This is a genomic window from Clostridium sp. C8 (assembly GCF_001010885.1).
GTDB lineage: Bacteria > Bacillota > Clostridia > Clostridiales > Clostridiaceae > Clostridium > Clostridium sartagoforme.
The window spans coordinates 13,838-32,409 of record NZ_LBMX01000042.1; the positions used below are offsets into that span (position 1 = coordinate 13,838).

Sequence of the window (18,572 nt, forward strand, 5' to 3'; positions counted from 1 at the left end):
TTGTCTGTGGAACAATCAAATAGTATAGATTTTAATGTTCTAAAAGAAGAATTAAAACAAAAAGGGTATAAATTAACGCCTCAAAGAAGAGCTATAGTTGACTCAATTATAGAAAAAGAAGGAGAACACTTAACTGCAGAAGAAATTTATGATGAGGTTAAAAAGAATTGCCCAGAAATAGGGTTAGCTACTGTTTATAGAACTATAATTTTATTAGAAGAACTAGGAGTTATATGTAAACTAGATTTAAATGATGGATGTAGTAGATATGAAATGGTACGTAAAGATGAAGGGCATAGACATCATCATTTAGTTTGTAATGAATGTAAAGATGTTATTGAAGTTCAAGATGATTTATTAGATGAACTTGAAGAAGAAGTAGAAAGATCATATGGGTTTAAAATTTTAGATCATAGTGTTAAATTTTTTGGTCTTTGTCGAAAATGTCAAAATAAATCAGATAACAAATAGATAAATAAGGGAACTCCTCTCTCAGGAGATGACAACCTTTGTAATACATATTTTAGGAAGAAGGAGGAGACATATTGAAAAATGAGAAAGCAAAAGTTAAAATTATTCCTTTAGGTGGGATAAATGAAATCGGTAAAAATATAACTGCAATAGAGTATAAAAATGATATAGTAGTTATAGATTGTGGCTTAAAATTCCCAGAAGAAGATATGTTCGGTATAGATTTAGTAATACCAGATATTAGTTATTTATTAAAAAACAAAGATAAGATAAGAGGAATATTTTTAACTCATGGACACGAGGACCATATAGGTGCATTACCTTATGTTTTGAAACAATTAGATGTACCTGTATATGGAACGAAGCTGACTCTTGGAATTGTTGAAACTAAGCTAAAGGAGCACGGATTGTTAAGTTCAACAGAACTAATAAGAGTTAAACCAAGAGACGTAATTAAATTAAACTCAGTATCAGTAGAGTTTATTAAAACAAACCACTCTATTGCTGATTCAGTTGCAATAGCAATACACACACCATTAGGAGTAGTACTTCATACAGGAGATTTTAAAATAGACTATACTCCAATAGATGGAGAACCTATGGACTTCGCAAGATTTGCAGAGATAGGTAAAAGAGGGGTATTGGCTATGATGGCAGATTCAACTAATGTTGAAAAACCAGGCTATACTATGTCAGAAAAAGTAGTTGGAGAAAGTTTTTCAAGGTTGTTTTCAAAGGCAAAAGGCAGAATAATAGTTGCAACTTTTGCTTCAAATGTGCACAGAATACAACAAATAGTTGATGCAGCAAGTATGCATGGAAGGAAGGTTGCAGTATCAGGACGAAGTATGGAAAATATAGTTGCTGTAGCTGCAGAACTTGGATATTTAGAATTTGAAAAAGATATCTTAGTAAGTATAGATCAAATTAATAAATATACAAATGATAAGGTTGTTATCATAACTACAGGTAGTCAAGGCGAACCGATGTCAGCTCTTGCAAGAATGGCAAGCTCAGAGCATAGAAAGGTAAATATTGTTGAAGGTGATACTGTAATAATTTCAGCAACGCCAATACCAGGAAATGAAAAACTAGTTTCTAAGGTTATAAACCAATTGTTCCAAAAAGGAGCTGAGGTAATATACAAATCACTAGCAGAAATTCACGTATCTGGTCATGCTTGTCAGGAAGAATTAAAGCTTATGCAATGTTTAGTAAAGCCTAAATTTTTTATTCCAGTTCATGGTGAATATAGACATTTAAAACAACATGGAGAATTAGCAATATCTTTAGGAATGCCAGAACAGAATGTTATAATTCCTGAAAATGGTGGAGTTATAGAAGTAAATAGAAATAGCATAAGAAAAAATGGTTCAGTTATAGCAGGGCAAGTTTTTGTTGACGGATTAGGTGTTGGAGATGTTGGAAATATAGTTTTAAGAGATAGAAAGCATTTATCTCAAGACGGTATATTGACAGTTGTAGTAACTTTATCAAAAGAAAATAATTCAGTTATAGCAGGACCGGATATAATATCCAGAGGATTTGTTTATGTAAGAGAATCAGAAGGATTAATGGACGAGGCTAAAGAAATAGTAAAAAATGCCTTAAGAGAATGCGAAGAAAATAATATAACTGATTGGGCAACTTTAAAATCTAAGGTAAGAGATGAATTAAGAAGTTATCTGTACGAAAAAACAAAAAGAAAGCCTATGATATTACCAATAATAATGGAAATATAATCTGTAAGGTTGACATTTTGAAATAATAATCTTAGAATGTATTATAGTTGAAAATAAATCTTAAAAAAATTGGATACTGGTGTATCCAATTTTATTTTGGGAAAAATAAGTTATAGGTTTACATTATAAAAACATGTAGATAAAATCAAATATTGGAGGAAATTAAATGAATTTAATAAGTAGAGATGATATAAGAAATATAGCTATAATAGCCCATGTTGACCATGGTAAGACTACACTAGTAGATGCTTTACTAAAAGAAAGTCACGTATTTAGAAGCAATGAAAAGGTAGAAGAAAGAGTTATGGATTCTAATGATTTAGAAAAAGAAAGAGGAATAACAATTCTTTCAAAAAATACAGCTATTATGTATAATGATATAAAAATTAATGTTGTAGATACTCCAGGACATGCTGATTTTGGTGGAGAAGTTGAACGTGTACTTAAGATGGTTGACTCTGTTTTATTAGTAGTTGACTCTTATGAAGGTCCAATGCCTCAAACTAAATTTGTTTTAAAGAAGGCATTAGAATTAGGATTACAACCTATAGTTGTTATAAATAAAATAGACAAACCAAATGCAAGACCAGAAGAAGTAATTGATGAAGTATTTGAATTATTCTTAGAGCTTGGTGCAGATGATGATCAATTAGATTTTCCAATAATCTATGCATCAGCAAGAGAAGGTTTTGCGAGATATAATGTTGAAGATACTAATACTGATATGGTTCCTTTATTTGAAACTATATTAGAGAATGTTGAAGCTCCAAAGGGATATATAGATGGACCATTCCAAATGCTTGTAACTACATTAGATACAAATGAATATGTAGGTAGAATAGCAGTAGGAAAAATACATAGAGGGTCTGTGAAAAAGAATCAGCAAGTTGCTTTAGTAAGAAAAGATGGGACTACATCAAGTTATAGAGTTTCAAGTATATTTACATATAATGGATTAAATAGAGAAGAAGCACAAGAAGCTTCTTTAGGTGATATAATAGCTTTAAGTGGTATTCCAGATTGTAATATTGGAGAAACTGTAGCTGATGCACAAGAACCGGAAGCACTGCCATTTGTTGAAATAGATGAACCTACATTAAGCATGAACTTTATGGTTAATGATTCTCCTTTTGCAGGCAGAGAAGGTGATTTTGTAACTTCAAGACATTTAAGAGATAGACTATTAAAAGAGTTAGAGACAAATGTTAGTTTAAGAGTTAATGAAATTTCTTCAGATTGTTTTGAAGTTTCAGGAAGAGGGGAACTACATTTATCAATTCTTATTGAAACTATGAGAAGAGAAGGCTATGAATTCCAAGTTTCTAAGGCAAATGTTATATACAAAGAAGAAAATGGTAAGAAATTAGAACCTATGGAGTATTTAACAATAGATGTTCCTGAAGAATTTATGGGACCTGTTATGGAAAAGTTAGGACCAAGAAAAGCTGAGATGGTAAATATGACATCGGCTGTAAATGGTTATACAAGATTAGAGTTTATAGTTCCTGCAAGAGGTTTAATAGGATTTAGAAATGAATTTATGACTGATACTAAGGGTAATGGTATAATGAATCATGTATTCCATGGATATGATTCATACAAAGGAGAAATACCAGGAAGAAGTAGAGGATCAATATGTTCATTTGAAGATGGAGATGCAATAACATACGGATTGTTTAATGCACAAGAAAGAGGTACGTTATTTATAAATGCAGGAATACCTGTGTATCAAGGTATGATAGTTGGAGAAAGTTCAAGAGCCGAAGATATAGATATAAATGTATGCAAGGGTAAAAAGTTAACTAATACTAGAGCATCTGGATCAGATGATTCTTTAAAGCTAACACCTCCAAGACAAATGACTTTGGAACAATGTCTTGAATTTATAAATGGAGACGAGTTAGTTGAAGTTACTCCTGAAAGTATAAGAATGAGAAAAAGAGTTTTAGATTCAGCTGAAAGAAGAAGAATAACAAGTAGAAGTAAAAAGTAATAATTATAAATGAAATAAAATATCTTTATAAGTTAAAAAAAAAGTATTATAATAAGGTAAATAGCCTAAAATAGGCTATTTACTTTATATCCAGGGGGTTTTTATGAAAAAATTTAAGTCGAAAATGATTCCCATAATAATAATTTTAGTATTGGTTATAAGTTTTTTAGTTTCATTTAAGAAAGTAATAAATAGACCTTTAGACACAACAGAGGACATAGTTATAAATGTTAAAGATGGAGACAGCTTTTATAGTATAATAAATGCTTTGTCAAATGAGAATAAAATTAAAGGCGTACATTTTATAAAACTATATGTTAAGATTTCAAGAAAAAATATAGAAGTTAAACAAGGTGAGTATGTCCTAGAAAAAGATTTAACTGTTAACGAATTAATAAATAAGTTAACAAGTGAATCTTCATTGAACACTGTAAAATTTACAGTTCCTGAAGGTTACACAATAAACGATATTAGTGAAAAATTAGAAAAAGAAGGTATTTGCAGTAAAGAGGATTTTATTGATGCCATAAAAGAGTATGAATTACCACAATTTGCTAGAATAAATAGTGAAAAAAAATATAATTTAGAAGGATACTTATTTCCGGATACATATTTAATAAAAGTTGGAGAAACACCAAAAGAAATAATCACTAAGATGGTTTCAAGATTTAAGGAAGTACTTGATATTGCACTTAGTGAGACCAATACTAGTATTACAAATGAAGATATAGAAACCGTTGTAAGCATAGCGTCTATGATAGAAAAAGAAGCGAGAATTGATGAAGAGAGAGTTTTAATTTCATCAGTTATAGAAAATAGATTAAATGATGGAATGATGCTACAAATAGATGCTACTGTTATTTATGCACTAGGAGAACATGTAACTACTGTATTAGATAAGCATTTAGAAACAGATTCTCCATATAATACATATAAAAACTATGGATTACCTGTAGGACCTATATCTAATCCAGGCTTAGAATCTATTAAAGCTGCATTGAAACCAGAAAAAACAGATTATTTATTTTACGTACTTCAAGATGATAAAACTCATTATTTTACTAATAGTGATGTTGACTTTATGGATAAGTTAAAGGAACTTGGGTATTAATAATAAACTTATATTTGGAGGATTTACATGAGTGGAGTAACCCATGATTACATGGAAGATTATATAAGAAATCTAATACCAGAAGCTTATGATAAGTATAAGGAATTAGAAGATTTTGCAAAAGAAAATAAAGTGCCTATAGCTCAGAAAGAAACTGCAAAATTTTTAGAGTTTATAGTTAGTATGAAAAAACCATTAAAAATTTTAGAATTAGGAACAGCTATAGGATATTCAGCAATTTTAATGTATGAAGCTTCGGGAACAAAACCAAGTATTACTACTATAGAACGTGATGAAAATATGATAAAATATGCTAGAGAAAATTTTAAAAGATATAATCTTACTGAAAAAATAGATATTAAAGAAGGGGATTGTTTAGAAGTTTTGGAAAATTTAATAGAACCTTATGATTTAATATTTATGGATGCAGGAAAAGGTCATTATAATCATTTTTTACCACATTGTTTAAGATTATTAAAGGATGATGGAATCATAGTAGCGGATAATGTTTTATTCAGGGGTATGGTTGCATGCGATGAATTAGTGAAAAGAAGAAAGATAACAATAGTAAAAAGAATGAGAGAATATTTAGAGTTAGTATCTAAGGATGAAAACTTAATTACTTCTGTAATACCAATGGGGGATGGAATTGCAGTGACTAAAAGGAGGTAAATTTATGAATAAACCAGAGATTTTAGCACCAGCAGGTAGCCTAGAGAAATTAAAAATAGCAATAGACTTTGGAGCAGATGCTGTATATATAGGTGGAGGAAGACTTAACCTAAGAGCATTTTCAGACAACTTCACTAATGAAGAAATGGCTGAAGGTATAAAGTACTGCCATGAAAGAGGAAAAAAGTTATATGTAACTATGAATGTATTTCCAAGGAATCATGATTTAAAAGGTGTAGAAGAATATATTAAAGGTTTATATGATTTAGGTGTAGATGCAATTATAGTTGCGGATCCGTCCATAGTAATGGCGGCTAAAATAGCGGCACCAGAGTTAGAAATTCATTTAAGTACTCAAGCTAACACAGTTAACTGGATGGCAACTAAATTTTGGTATGAGCAAGGTGTTAAAAGAGTTGTTTTAGCTAGAGAGTTAACATTTAACGAAATCAATGGTATAAAAGAAAATATTCCAGAAGGCTGTGAATTAGAAGTATTTATACACGGTTCAATGTGTATAGCATATTCAGGAAGATGTCTTATTTCAAATTATATGTTGGGAAGAGATGCAAATAAGGGAATATGCTCAAATGCATGTAGATATAAATATTATTTAGTAGAAGAAACTAGACCAGGTGAATATTATCCGGTAGTAGAAGATGATAATGGTACATATATAATGAATTCAAAGGATTTATGTATGATAAAACACATACCTGAACTTGTGAAAAGTGGAGTTCATTCTCTTAAAATTGAAGGTAGAATGAAAAGTGAATTTTATGTAGCATCTACTGTAAAAGCATATAGAGAAGCTATAGATTCTTATTTTGAAGATCCTGCAAATTATGAGTTTAAGCAAGAATGGATGGATATATTATTAAAAATAAGTCATAGACAATATCATACAGGATTTTTCCTGGGGAAAACTGGAGAACAAAATTACGATGTGTCTTCTTATGTAAGAGATTATGATATAGTAGGAATAGTTCAAAGCTATGATCCTGACACTAAGGAAGCAATAATTCTTCAAAAAAATAGAGTGTTTGAAGATGATAAAGTTGAAGTTTTAAGAGCTCATACTCCTAATTTTAATGTGAAACTTAGTGAAATGTTTGATATAGAAAAGGAAGTTAAAACCGATGTTGCAAATAGAGCACATATGATATTTAAGGTTAAGGTTGAAACTCCCTTAAAAGAAAAGGATATGTTAATTAAAGGAAAAAAAGTTTTAGAGCTGTAGACATAAGAAGGAGGAACTATAATGAATAAGCCAATTTTAATTGGAATAACTGGCGGAACAGGATCGGGAAAAAGCAGTATTGCAGATGCTATTTATTCAAGCTTTTCAAATGAATGTATTGCAATGATACAGCAAGATATGTATTATAAAGATCAGAGTTATTTATCTATGGAAGAAAGAGTGAAAACCAATTATGATCATCCAAGAGCTTTTGATAATGATTTATTAATTAAACACTTAAGTGATTTAATTAATGGAATAGCTATTGATAAGCCTATTTATGATTTTTCAAATCATAATAGAGCTAAAGAAACGGTTAGAGTTGAGCCAAAGGATATTATAATTGTTGAAGGTATATTGGTGTTAGAAGATGAAAGACTTAGAGAATTGTTAGACATAAAAGTTTATGTTGATACTGATGCAGATATAAGAATTTTAAGAAGATTAGTAAGAGATATAAATGAAAGAGGCAGAACTGTAGATTCAGTTATTAGTCAATATTTAGATGTTGTAAGACCTATGCATATGCAGTTTACAGAGCCAACAAAGAGATATGCAGACATTATAGTTCCAGAAGGTGGACAAAATAAAGTAGCAATAGATATACTTGTAACTAAAATAAAAGATATATTAAAATAGAAAAAAAGTGTATAGAAAACACCTCCCTAGGCTAGAATTAAGCCTAGGGAGGTGTTTTTTTGATTAGAGGGAGAAATAAGATAGATTTAAAAAGGGTGTTAATAATAATGGGGATTTACTTTCTGATTATTTCTTTATTATCAATAAGATTATATATTCTTCAAATACATCCATCATCAAAAGTTTCAGGAGAAATGAATAATTATCAATCTGAAAATTTATCTCAGATGAAGTATAGAATCTTTGATACTAACGGAAAAGATATGATGGATTATAATAAAAAATATATTGTTATATTAGATACTAAACCATTTATGCTGAATAATTATGAAGAGACATTGGAAGATTTAATGGCTTTAAATTTTATAATGAAGTCTGAGGACAAGAATTTTAATTATTCAGAAATAATGAAGGATGATGGTAAAATATATTATACTGTAAGTGAAGAAACTTATAATAAGGTTAATAAATTAAAAAATATAAAGGGAATATATACTTATACTTATGATGAAGTTGATACAAAAGAAGCTTGGAAAACAAGTAATTTTTTAGCTAATATAAATGAAGATACTGTTATAGAAAATTCTTTAGAAGAAAATCTATATGATTATTTAAAAGAAAATAGTTATCCACAAGCAAAATTTTATTTAGATGATAAGGCTACATATGGAGATGGAGAAGTAACTTTAGAAGAAAATAATAATATAAAATTAACAGTAAATGAAGAATGGGAAGATAAAATAAGAGAAATACTGAAAAAAGAAAGTTATTCTTTCTTAAAAAATGTAGGAGTTGTAGTATCTGAAGCAGAAACAGGGAAAATAAGAGCTATGGTTCAAAAAGATGAAACTCAAGCAAATGTTAATTTAGGAATAGAACAATTGGGATATGAACCAGGATCAATTTTTAAAGTTATAACAGAAACTATAGCTTTAGATAAAGGGTTAATAAGCCATGATGATATTTTTGCTTGTACAGGAGAAATATGTCAAAAAGATGGAAAGCCATATGCACATGGATATTTGTCTGTAGAAGATGCACTAAAGATATCATGCAACGATGTATTTGCTAAAGTAGGAACGAAAGTTGGGTATGAAGAAATGATGAAATACCTAGAAAAAATGGGAATGTTTCAAAGCGTATTAAATATAAAGGGAGAAAATAGAAATGAAGCTCCAGGAGTAAAACCAACTATAGAAAATAGCATGAATAATATATCTATTGGTCAAACAATAATGGTTACTCCTGTACAAATGGCAGGATTATATAATACAGTGGTTAATGATGGAATTTATGTAAAACCTTCAATAGTTGAAGCTATAATAGATAATAAAGATAATATAGTAAAAGAATTCTCTCAAGAACAAATAAGAGTATTTAGTCAAACTTCAGCTAAAATAGCTCAAGAGACAATGTCCAAAGTAATATGGGAAGGTTCTGGATTTGAAGCAAAGGTAGAAGGCGTTAATATTGGTGGGAAAACAGGTACTTCAACAGGTAATGGAGGTACGAATCATGGATGGTTTGCAGGATATTTTGAAAAAGATGGTAAGAAATATACTATAGTTGTTATCGCACCTAATATAGGGGAAAAGCACCCTGATGGAAGAGAACTTGGTGGAGGAAATACTGGAGCACCTATCTTTAGAGAAATAGTTACTGAATTAGTTAAATAGAATGCTATAAATGTGAAATTGATTATGAAGATAAAAGTGTTATAGATTATATAATTTATAACACTTTTTAATATAATAGATAAATCAAGTTATATAAATAAAACAGTTTTAGTTATATTAATAAAAATATTCCAACTTTATTTTAAAAAACACAAGCAATATTTTTGAATTTCTTCATATTATATAATAAGCACTACTAGGAGGAAGTTCTGTGTTTTTTTTATCTAATATTATAGAGCTGTTATGTAATTCTGTGTTTTTAACTGGATACATAACAGGCAATAATACATTTCCAAAACCACTTGATGAAGAAGAAGAAGAGCAATATTTAAAACTTTTAAAAAATGGAGACAAAGAGGCAAAAAGTATTTTAATAGAAAGAAATCTTAGATTAGTAGCACATATAGTTAAAAAGTACAATTTTCCAAATAAAGATATAGATGAATTAATATCAATAGGAACAGTTGGACTTATAAAAGCAATAGATTCTTTTGACTCATCAAAGGGAACTAGATTAGCTACTTATGCATCAAGATGTATAGAAAATGAAATATTAATGCTTTTTAGAAACAATAAAAAACAAAAAAATGAAGTTTATTTACAAGATCCAATTGGAATGGATAAGGAAGGAAATGAAATATGTTTAATAGATGTTTTAAGTAGCGAAAAAGATTCTGTTTTAGAAAAAGTTGAAAGTAATCTTCAAATAAAACAACTATATAATAAGATAGGTGTTTCATTAAGTGAAAGAGAAGGTGAAATATTGAAGATGAGATATGGTCTTATAGATGGAAGATGTAGGACTCAAAGAGAAATAGCTGCATTACTTGGAATTTCAAGATCGTATGTTTCAAGGATAGAGAAAAAAGCTTTAAAAAAATTAAAAAAAGAGCTATCATCCAAATAAAAAATATATAAATATGCTTCATGTTGAAATATTATGCAATATAAAGAAGGAATATGAAAAGTTTTATCGAATATGTTAAAATGTATACAGTTTAGCAACATGGAGGATATAGAGTAATGTATGTATTGAATGATTTATTAAATGAGACAATAGAGAAAGGCGCATCGGATTTACATTTAACAGTTGGATTAGCGCCAACGATAAGGGTTAATGGAAAATTAATAAAATTAGGAACAGAAAAATTAATGCCAAATGCATTAAGAGATTTCGCAAAAGAAATATTAGGAGATAATTTTGAATTATATAATAAAACAGGCGAAATGGATACATCTTATTCTATATCAGGAACAGGAAGATTTAGAGTTAATGTATTCAAGCAAAGAAATAGTGATGCTATTGCAATAAGAGTAATTGCATTAAAAATACCTACTTTAGACGAATTAAAACATCCTAAAGTAATAAAGGATATAATCCAAAAGCAAAGAGGATTAGTACTAGTTACTGGACCTACTGGAAGTGGGAAAAGCACAACGTTAGCTGCAATGATAAATGAAATTAATAATACAAGAGAAGCGCATATTATAACATTAGAGGATCCTATAGAGTATCTTCATAAGCATAATAATTGTATAATCAATCAAAGAGAAATAGGAAAGGATAGCAATAGCTATCAAAGTGCACTAAAAGCTATTTTAAGAGAAGATCCGGATGTTATACTTGTAGGGGAGATGAGAGACCTTGAAACTATTTCTATTGCGATAACTGCGGCAGAAACTGGTCATTTAGTATTCTCCACACTACATACAATAGGAGCTGCTAAAACCATAGATAGAGTAATAGATGTTTTTCCACCACATCAACAGCAACAAATAAGAATACAATTAGCAGCTGTATTACAAGGTGTTATATCACAACAATTAGTACCTAATGAAGATAACAACGGTAGAGTTGCAGCCTTAGAAATAATGACCACAACTCCAGGAATACAAAATCTAATTAGAGAAGGTAAAACACATCAAATAGAATCAGCTATTCAAACTGGTGGGAAGTATGGTATGAAGACTATGGATATGGCATTGGCAGAATTATATAAAAGAAGAATAATAAGTGGAGAGACTGCATTAACATATTCAGTTGATAGAGAAACTATAAAAAGAATTATGATGTTATAAGAAAGAATAAAAACAGAGTTAATCTCTGTTTTTTATTCTTTAAAAAATTATAAAAACTTATTTAATAAAAAACTTTTCTTTTTTTTATTAAAATTTATAAAATAATATAAGTTAAGAGAGGAAATTTAAAATCTCTGTTGAATATAAGATTTATAAATATTTTTTAAATAGATTTAATAATTAATAATAAGATATATTTATATTATAAAATATAAAGGGAGTGTTATTTAGATTAATACATATGATTTAGTTGAAAATTATTATAATAGAAACTAAAAGGTTGAGTTATTTCAGTTTAAATGATAAAATAATAATTGAATTTCATTAAATTTAATTATAAAAATTATGGGTATTTTTATAAAAGCAAATAAATTTTATATTAGTTCCCAAATTATAATAATAATTTGAAACAAAATAAGTAAAAAAATGTAAAAAAATATTGAAAAATATATATTTATTGTGATGAAATAGCAAAATCTTTGTTATTTACATTATTAAAGTATTGTTAAAAAGGTACAGTATGATGTAAAATTAATATATAAAAATATATTATTTAAGTAAAAAATGAATTATTAAATGAAGATGAAATTGTTAAGAGAAGAGACAAAGTAGAAAAATTACTAGTAGATATTTTCTAAAGGAGGAGTTATTTTGTTAGATTTCGAAGTAGATATGCAAGAGTTAACCAATATTAAAGTAATTGGTTGTGGAGGCGGCGGCGGAAATGCCGTTAATAGAATGATTACAGAAGGGCTAAAAAACGTTGAGTTTATTGCCGTTAATACAGATAAACAAGCTTTAATGCTATCCCATGCTAATGTTAAAATTCAAATTGGAGAAAAGTTAACAAAGGGTCTTGGAGCTGGAGCTAATCCTGAGATTGGCAAGAAGGCGGCTGAAGAAAGTAGAGAAGAAATAGCAGAAGCTATAAAAGGTGCAAATATGGTATTTATAACCGCTGGTATGGGTGGTGGAACTGGTACTGGTGCAGCACCTGTAGTTGCAGAAATAGCTAAATCTATGAATATACTAACAGTAGGGGTAGTTACAAAGCCATTTCCATTTGAAGGGAAAAGAAGAATGAGACATGCAGAAATGGGTATTGAAAATCTCATGAAAGCAGTAGATACATTAGTTATAATCCCAAATGAAAGATTATTAAGTATGGCTGATAAGAAGACAACTCTTTTAGATTCATTTAAGTTAGCAGATGACGTTTTAAGACAAGGTGTACAAGCGATTTCTGACCTTATTACAATCCCAGGAGTAGTTAATGCTGATTTTGCAGACATAGAAACAGTTATGTTAAATAAAGGACTTGCACATATGGGAGTTGGACATGGTACAGGAGATAATAAAGCACAGGATGCAGTAAAACAAGCAATTTCATCACCTTTACTAGAAACATCAATAGATGGAGCTACTGGAGTTATTATTAACTTTACAGGTGGAGTTGATTTAGGAGCTATAGAAGTATATGAAGCAGCAGATATAGTTAGAGAAGCAGCAGATCCAGATGCAAATATAATATTTGGTGCAGTTATTGATGAAACGTTAAGTGATGAAATAAGAATTACTGTTATAGCTACAGGTTTTGAGGAAGACAATAAAAAAATATTAAATCACGAACCAATATTTGAAAAAAGAGCAGTGAAAGAACAACCAATAAAAGTTGAAGCGGATATATCAGAACCAACTAAGAAGGTAGATCCTCTTTTAGATATTGAGACTGATAGCGTAAATATTCCAAGCTTTTTAAGATCAAGAAGATAGTTCAAAATGATTTATATTATAATTTAAAAGTTTACTTTTAAAAAAGGAGATGTTTTTAACATCTTCTTTTTTTATTCGAATATATATATTAATAATTATAGTTTTCTTTGTTAGTTTTTATTTAAATAGTTAAATAACTGTAATTATATGTAATAAATAAGAGATGAAAATATATTTTACAAAGAGTTTTTATGACAAAATTTTGAAAGCTAACAGTTTATAATTTAAGTACAAAGGGGGAGAAAAATATGGTAGTTTACATAGATATACTTATAATAGAAAATTTTTTTGTAAACTTATTTCTACTATTAGTTACTATGAAGGTTCTTAGGTACAAGTATGGTAAATCTATTTACTTTGCAGCTATTGTAGGAGCGTTTTATACAGTAGTTCTATTTTTACAAAGCAGTATTTTAACTTCTCTGCCAATTAAGCTTTTGGTAGTATTACTAATGAATTTAATATCTACAAAAAGTTTTAAATTACAAAACTTAATAAAATCTTCGGTAACATTTATTATAATATCATTTACATTATGTGGATTTTGTTTTGCTTTTTCAATAATGGACAACCAATACAGTATATTCAAATCTTTTGAAATTAATAATTATTCTATAAAATATTTACTAATTTCAATAATGATACTATATATAGTTGTGGTTAGGATAACAGATTACTTAAGAGAAAGAGCACTAATAAAAAACTTTATATACGAGATAGAAATTTTTGATGAAAAAAATACTTTGTCTATTAAAGGGCTACTAGATACAGGAAATGCCTTAAGGGAACCAGTAACTAATCTACCATGTATAATAATAGAAAATGATCTTTTAAGTGGATTAAAAGTACCAAGTAATGAATTATTTTACATTCCATATAGCACAATAGGGGAAGAAGGAAATTTAAAGGGATTCAAAAGCGAAAAGGTGAGAATAAAAGGGGAAGGTAAAGAATGGAAAACTGTAGAGGTTATAATTTGCAGTTGTAAAAATAAATTAAGTAAAGAAAATGAGTTTAATGCATTATTATCAAGAGGAGTAATATAGGTGAGAATATGATGAGTTTAAAAATATTAATAAATAGGATTTTACAAAAATTAAAAATTTTCAAACCAGAGGTTCATTATGTAGGAGGGAATGATGCTCTTCCTCCACCATTAAAGAAAGAAGAGGAAGAAGAACTTGTTGAAAAGCTTATACATGGAGATGAATCAATAAGGGATATTTTAATTGAAAGAAACTTAAGATTAGTTGTTTATATAGCAAGGAAGTTTGAAAATACAGGAGTATGCGTAGAAGATTTAATTTCTGTTGGGACTATTGGATTAATAAAAGCTGTAAATACATTTAATCCTGAAAAGAAAATAAAATTGGCGACATATGCTTCAAGATGTATTGAAAATGAAATATTAATGTATTTAAGAAGAAATAGTAAGGTAAAAGCAGAAATATCATTTTATGAACCGTTAAATATAGATTGGGATGGTAATGAACTCTTATTATCTGATATATTAGGAACAGAAAATGATACTGTTTATAACTTAATTGAAGATGAAGTAGATAGACAGTTATTATTTCTAGCTTTAAAAAATCTAAATGATAGGGAAAAGGAAATTGTGAAATTACGATTTGGTTTAAATGGAACTAGAGAAAAAACACAAAAAGAAGTAGCAGATATGCTTGGAATATCACAATCGTATATTTCAAGATTAGAAAAAAAAATAATAAATAGATTAAAAAAAGAAATCAATAAAATGATTTAGGTTGTCTTTAGTATAAAACACATCACTCTCGGAGATACTTTTTAATGCAGTATGTTATTACTTCTGAAGGGGTTGATGAGCTTGATTATTAATAAAGTAGAAATATGTGGAGTAAATACATCCAAACTAGCTATCTTAAAAGAAAAAGAAAAGAGAGAATTACTTTTAAGAATGAGAGATGGGGATAAAAGCGCTAGAGAAATATTTATTAAGGGCAATTTAAGATTAGTTTTAAGTGTTATACAAAGATTTAATAATAGAGGTGAAAATGTTGATGATCTATTTCAGGTTGGATGCATAGGATTAATGAAAGCTATAGATAATTTTGATTTAGGTCAAAATGTTAAATTTTCAACTTATGCAGTACCGATGATAATAGGTGAAATAAGAAGATATTTAAGAGACAATAATTCAATAAGGGTAAGTAGATCTTTAAGAGATATAGCTTATAAGGCGTTATTAGTTAGAGATAGGTTGGTAAAAGATAATAATAAAGAACCAACAGTATCACAAATAGCGAAAGAACTTAATTTGCCAAGAGAAGAAGTAGTATTTGCATTAGATGCTATTCAAGATCCAGTATCATTATTTGAACCAATATATCATGATAGTGGGGATGCAATATATGTTATGGATCAAATAAGCGATTCTAAAAATAGTGATGAAAATTGGCTTGAAAACATATCTATTAAAGAAGCAATGAAAAAATTAAATGATAGAGAAAAATTAATATTAACCTTAAGGTTTTTTAATGGAAGAACTCAAATGGAAGTTGCAGATGAAATAGGAATATCTCAAGCACAAGTATCAAGATTAGAAAAAACCGCTTTAAAACATATGAGGAAATATGTATAGAGCTCTTTTATAAGAGCTCTTTTAAAATAGCTACACAATGTACAAGCTATAATATAAATATTAAAATAGTTATAACTTATTAAGGGAGGATATTTTATGGGATTATTTGATGGTATGAAAATTGAAAATGAAGAATATTCACAAATGGAAGAAGAAGACTTTTTATTACACTCATTAAATGCGCTTAGAACTATGGAAGTAATAGATATTAAAACAGGATCAAAGATGGGATATATTAAAGATTTTGTTATAGATATTTCAGAAAGTAAGGTAATATCTATTATATTACCAGGGACTGCTAAAGGCTGGTTCAGTAAAGAAGAAGATTTAGAAATACCATGGAGCAAAGTTAAAAAAGCAGGAATAGAGGTCATATTAGTTGATAGTACAGATATAGATAAATTTAATTTATAAAATAACATCTAGTAATAGTAAAAAAAAATCTGTATAATCTATATATACTTAAGATAATACTTAGGAAAGGCGTGAATAAGAAGATGAGATGTCCCTTTTGCTCATTTGAAGAAAGTAAAGTAGTAGATTCAAGATCAACAGATGATAATACTACTATTAGAAGAAGAAGAGAATGCTTACGATGTAATAAAAGATATACAACGTATGAAAAAGTTGAAGATATTCCAATACTAGTTATTAAAAGAGATTCAACGAGAGAGAATTTTAATAAAGAAAAAATAGTAAATGGACTTATAATAGCTTGTCAAAAAAGACCTATATCAAGGAAACAAATTGAAGAATTAGCCGAGGATATAGAAAAAGCTATTTCTAATAAGATGATAACTGAGGTAGAGTCTAAAAGTATAGGCGAAATGGTTATGGAAAGACTTAAAGAAATAGATGAAATATCTTATGTGAGATTTGCATCCGTTTATAGACAATTTAAAGATATAAACACTTTTTTAGAAGAAATAAAAAGTTTAGTTTCTACAAAATAAAAAATTAACTTAAAATAGGAATTCTTCATTTTCTATTTTAAGTTAATTTTTTTAGTTAAAAGTAAGTTAAAATATAAGTTTGGTTAGCAAAAGAAATAGAAAATATAATTAATAAATGGTAAAATGTATTAAAATGAAGTAAAGAGGTGACTATATGGTTAACTTATCTATATGTGATTTTGAGAAAAGAAAAGACTTTTTGACTTATAATCTTGGAAAAATAACTTTAGCATTTTCAACAGCTGAAAAAGATAGAAGTTTTAATAGAAATACCAGTTATGGAATAGATAATTTAAATAGTATAAAAAATGAATTCAGGTTACAAGATGTTATTTATCTTAACCAAATTCATAGTGATAAAGCTTATATATATGATGAAAGTTATACAAATATTAAAGAAGAAGAAGGGGATTCCTTAATTACGAATGAATTAAATGTAGCAATTGGAGTGTTTACAGCAGATTGTGTTCCAATTATTATAGCTGATGAAAAAAGTAATGTTATAGCGGCTATTCATAGTGGTTGGAAAGGAACATATAATTCAATAGTTTTAAAAACATTATCAAAAATTGAAGAGGGGTTCAATATAAATAAAAATGAAACAAAAGTATTTATAGGACCACATATAAGAAAATGCTGTTATGAAGTTTCTGAAGAATTAAAAGAAAAATTTCTTTTAAAGACAAAGATTGATGAATATAAACTATTTGATGGAAGAAAATTAAGTATGCAAGAATGTATATTAAATGATATAAGAAAGTTTGGAATTAATGAAGACAATATATATTCACTTAATTTATGCACTCATTGCGAAAGAGATACAAAATTATATTCATATAGAAAATCAGAAGGTACTTATGGAAGATTATTTTCATTTACTTTTATAAAGTAGGGAGGGATATTAATGTCAAAAGAAAAAATATTAGTTGTAGATGATGAAGATCATATAGTAGAGCTTATAAGCTATAATTTGACAAATTCAGGGTATAAGGTTATAACTGCCAATAATGGAATAGACGCTATAAGAATCGCTAGGGAAGAAAAACCAAATCTTATGCTACTTGATTTAATGATTCCAGGATTAGATGGATTTGACGTATGTAAATCAATTAGAAATGACAATGAAACCAAAGATATCTCAGTTATAATGTTAACTGCAAAGGGTGAAGAATTAGATAAAATACTAGGGTTAGAGCTTGGTGCTGACGATTATATTACAAAGCCATTTTCAATAAGAGAATTATTAGCGAGAATAAAGGCTGTCTTAAGAAGAATAAAATCGGTAGAAGGAAGTGAAGAAGTATATAAATCAAATGGAATTTTAATAAATTTTGATAGAAGAGATGTCTTTATATTTGATAAAAAAATAGATTTAACATTAAAAGAATTTGAGTTGTTAGAAATATTGGTTAAGAATAGAGGGAAAATATTAACAAGAGAAACTCTTCTAGATAAAATTTGGGGATATGAGTATGTTGGAGAAACAAGAACAGTAGATGTGCACATAAGATATCTAAGAAAAAAGGTAGAAGAAGATGATAAAAATCCAAAACTAATAGAAACTATAAGAGGAGTAGGGTATAGATTTAATCCTAATAACTAAGAA

At 28.3% G+C, this 18,572-nt stretch carries 18 protein-coding genes; all 18 read left to right on the top strand.

Annotation, left to right across the window (positions count from 1 at the left end):
* The first annotated feature begins 6 nt into the window (after window positions 1–6).
* The 18 genes from AAT22_RS05965 (at window position 7) to AAT22_RS06050 (ending at window position 18,569) form a co-directional block, all read left to right on the top strand.
* Window positions 7–471, top strand: a complete 465-nt coding sequence (locus tag AAT22_RS05965; RefSeq protein WP_016206457.1) for a Fur family transcriptional regulator — start codon at window positions 7–9, stop codon at window positions 469–471.
* 74 nt (window positions 472–545) lie between these two features.
* On the top strand, window positions 546–2,213 hold the full coding sequence (locus AAT22_RS05970) for a ribonuclease J (protein ID WP_016206456.1): 1,668 nt from the start codon (window positions 546–548) through the stop codon (window positions 2,211–2,213).
* A gap of 166 nt (window positions 2,214–2,379) precedes the next feature.
* Window positions 2,380–4,206: a translational GTPase TypA gene (gene typA / locus AAT22_RS05975; RefSeq protein WP_016206455.1), complete on the top strand. Its 1,827-nt coding sequence runs from the start codon at window positions 2,380–2,382 to the stop codon at window positions 4,204–4,206.
* 103 nt (window positions 4,207–4,309) lie between these two features.
* The gene (gene mltG / locus AAT22_RS05980) at window positions 4,310–5,317 is read left to right on the top strand and encodes an endolytic transglycosylase MltG (protein WP_047000578.1); all 1,008 of its coding nucleotides are present in this window, start codon (window positions 4,310–4,312) and stop codon (window positions 5,315–5,317) included.
* Between the two features lie 27 nt (window positions 5,318–5,344).
* On the top strand, window positions 5,345–5,989 hold the full coding sequence (locus AAT22_RS05985) for an O-methyltransferase (protein ID WP_047000579.1): 645 nt from the start codon (window positions 5,345–5,347) through the stop codon (window positions 5,987–5,989).
* A gap of 4 nt (window positions 5,990–5,993) precedes the next feature.
* Window positions 5,994–7,229, top strand: coding sequence for a U32 family peptidase (locus AAT22_RS05990; protein ID WP_047000580.1), 1,236 nt, complete (start codon window positions 5,994–5,996; stop codon window positions 7,227–7,229).
* 21 nt (window positions 7,230–7,250) lie between these two features.
* The gene (gene udk, locus AAT22_RS05995) at window positions 7,251–7,868 is read left to right on the top strand and encodes a uridine kinase (RefSeq protein WP_016206452.1); all 618 of its coding nucleotides are present in this window, start codon (window positions 7,251–7,253) and stop codon (window positions 7,866–7,868) included.
* 107 nt (window positions 7,869–7,975) lie between these two features.
* A complete protein-coding gene (locus tag AAT22_RS06000) occupies window positions 7,976–9,544 on the top strand; it encodes a penicillin-binding transpeptidase domain-containing protein (protein ID WP_047000629.1) in 1,569 nt (522 codons plus the stop codon).
* A gap of 211 nt (window positions 9,545–9,755) precedes the next feature.
* Complete coding sequence (gene sigK, locus AAT22_RS06005) at window positions 9,756–10,451, top strand: RNA polymerase sporulation sigma factor SigK (protein WP_047000581.1); 696 nt, start codon at window positions 9,756–9,758, stop codon at window positions 10,449–10,451.
* Between the two features lie 116 nt (window positions 10,452–10,567).
* Entirely contained in the window at window positions 10,568–11,623 is a 1,056-nt protein-coding gene (locus tag AAT22_RS06010) for a type IV pilus twitching motility protein PilT (RefSeq protein WP_016206450.1), read from the top strand.
* Between the two features lie 651 nt (window positions 11,624–12,274).
* Window positions 12,275–13,396: a cell division protein FtsZ gene (gene ftsZ, locus AAT22_RS06015; protein ID WP_016206449.1), complete on the top strand. Its 1,122-nt coding sequence runs from the start codon at window positions 12,275–12,277 to the stop codon at window positions 13,394–13,396.
* 248 nt (window positions 13,397–13,644) lie between these two features.
* A complete protein-coding gene (locus AAT22_RS06020) occupies window positions 13,645–14,442 on the top strand; it encodes a sigma-E processing peptidase SpoIIGA (protein ID WP_016206448.1) in 798 nt (265 codons plus the stop codon).
* Between the two features lie 8 nt (window positions 14,443–14,450).
* Window positions 14,451–15,158: an RNA polymerase sporulation sigma factor SigE gene (sigE, locus tag AAT22_RS06025; protein WP_016206447.1), complete on the top strand. Its 708-nt coding sequence runs from the start codon at window positions 14,451–14,453 to the stop codon at window positions 15,156–15,158.
* Window positions 15,159–15,239: 81 nt separating this feature from the next.
* Window positions 15,240–16,013: an RNA polymerase sporulation sigma factor SigG gene (gene sigG, locus AAT22_RS06030; RefSeq protein WP_047000582.1), complete on the top strand. Its 774-nt coding sequence runs from the start codon at window positions 15,240–15,242 to the stop codon at window positions 16,011–16,013.
* Window positions 16,014–16,157: 144 nt separating this feature from the next.
* The gene (locus AAT22_RS06035; protein WP_040436535.1) at window positions 16,158–16,427 is read left to right on the top strand and encodes a YlmC/YmxH family sporulation protein; all 270 of its coding nucleotides are present in this window, start codon (window positions 16,158–16,160) and stop codon (window positions 16,425–16,427) included.
* Between the two features lie 83 nt (window positions 16,428–16,510).
* The gene (nrdR, locus tag AAT22_RS06040; RefSeq protein WP_047000583.1) at window positions 16,511–16,966 is read left to right on the top strand and encodes a transcriptional regulator NrdR; all 456 of its coding nucleotides are present in this window, start codon (window positions 16,511–16,513) and stop codon (window positions 16,964–16,966) included.
* Between the two features lie 154 nt (window positions 16,967–17,120).
* A complete protein-coding gene (gene pgeF / locus AAT22_RS06045) occupies window positions 17,121–17,858 on the top strand; it encodes a peptidoglycan editing factor PgeF (protein WP_047000584.1) in 738 nt (245 codons plus the stop codon).
* A 12-nt stretch (window positions 17,859–17,870) separates the two neighbouring features.
* Window positions 17,871–18,569, top strand: a complete 699-nt coding sequence (locus AAT22_RS06050; protein WP_047000585.1) for a response regulator transcription factor — start codon at window positions 17,871–17,873, stop codon at window positions 18,567–18,569.
* Window positions 18,570–18,572 lie beyond the last annotated feature (3 nt).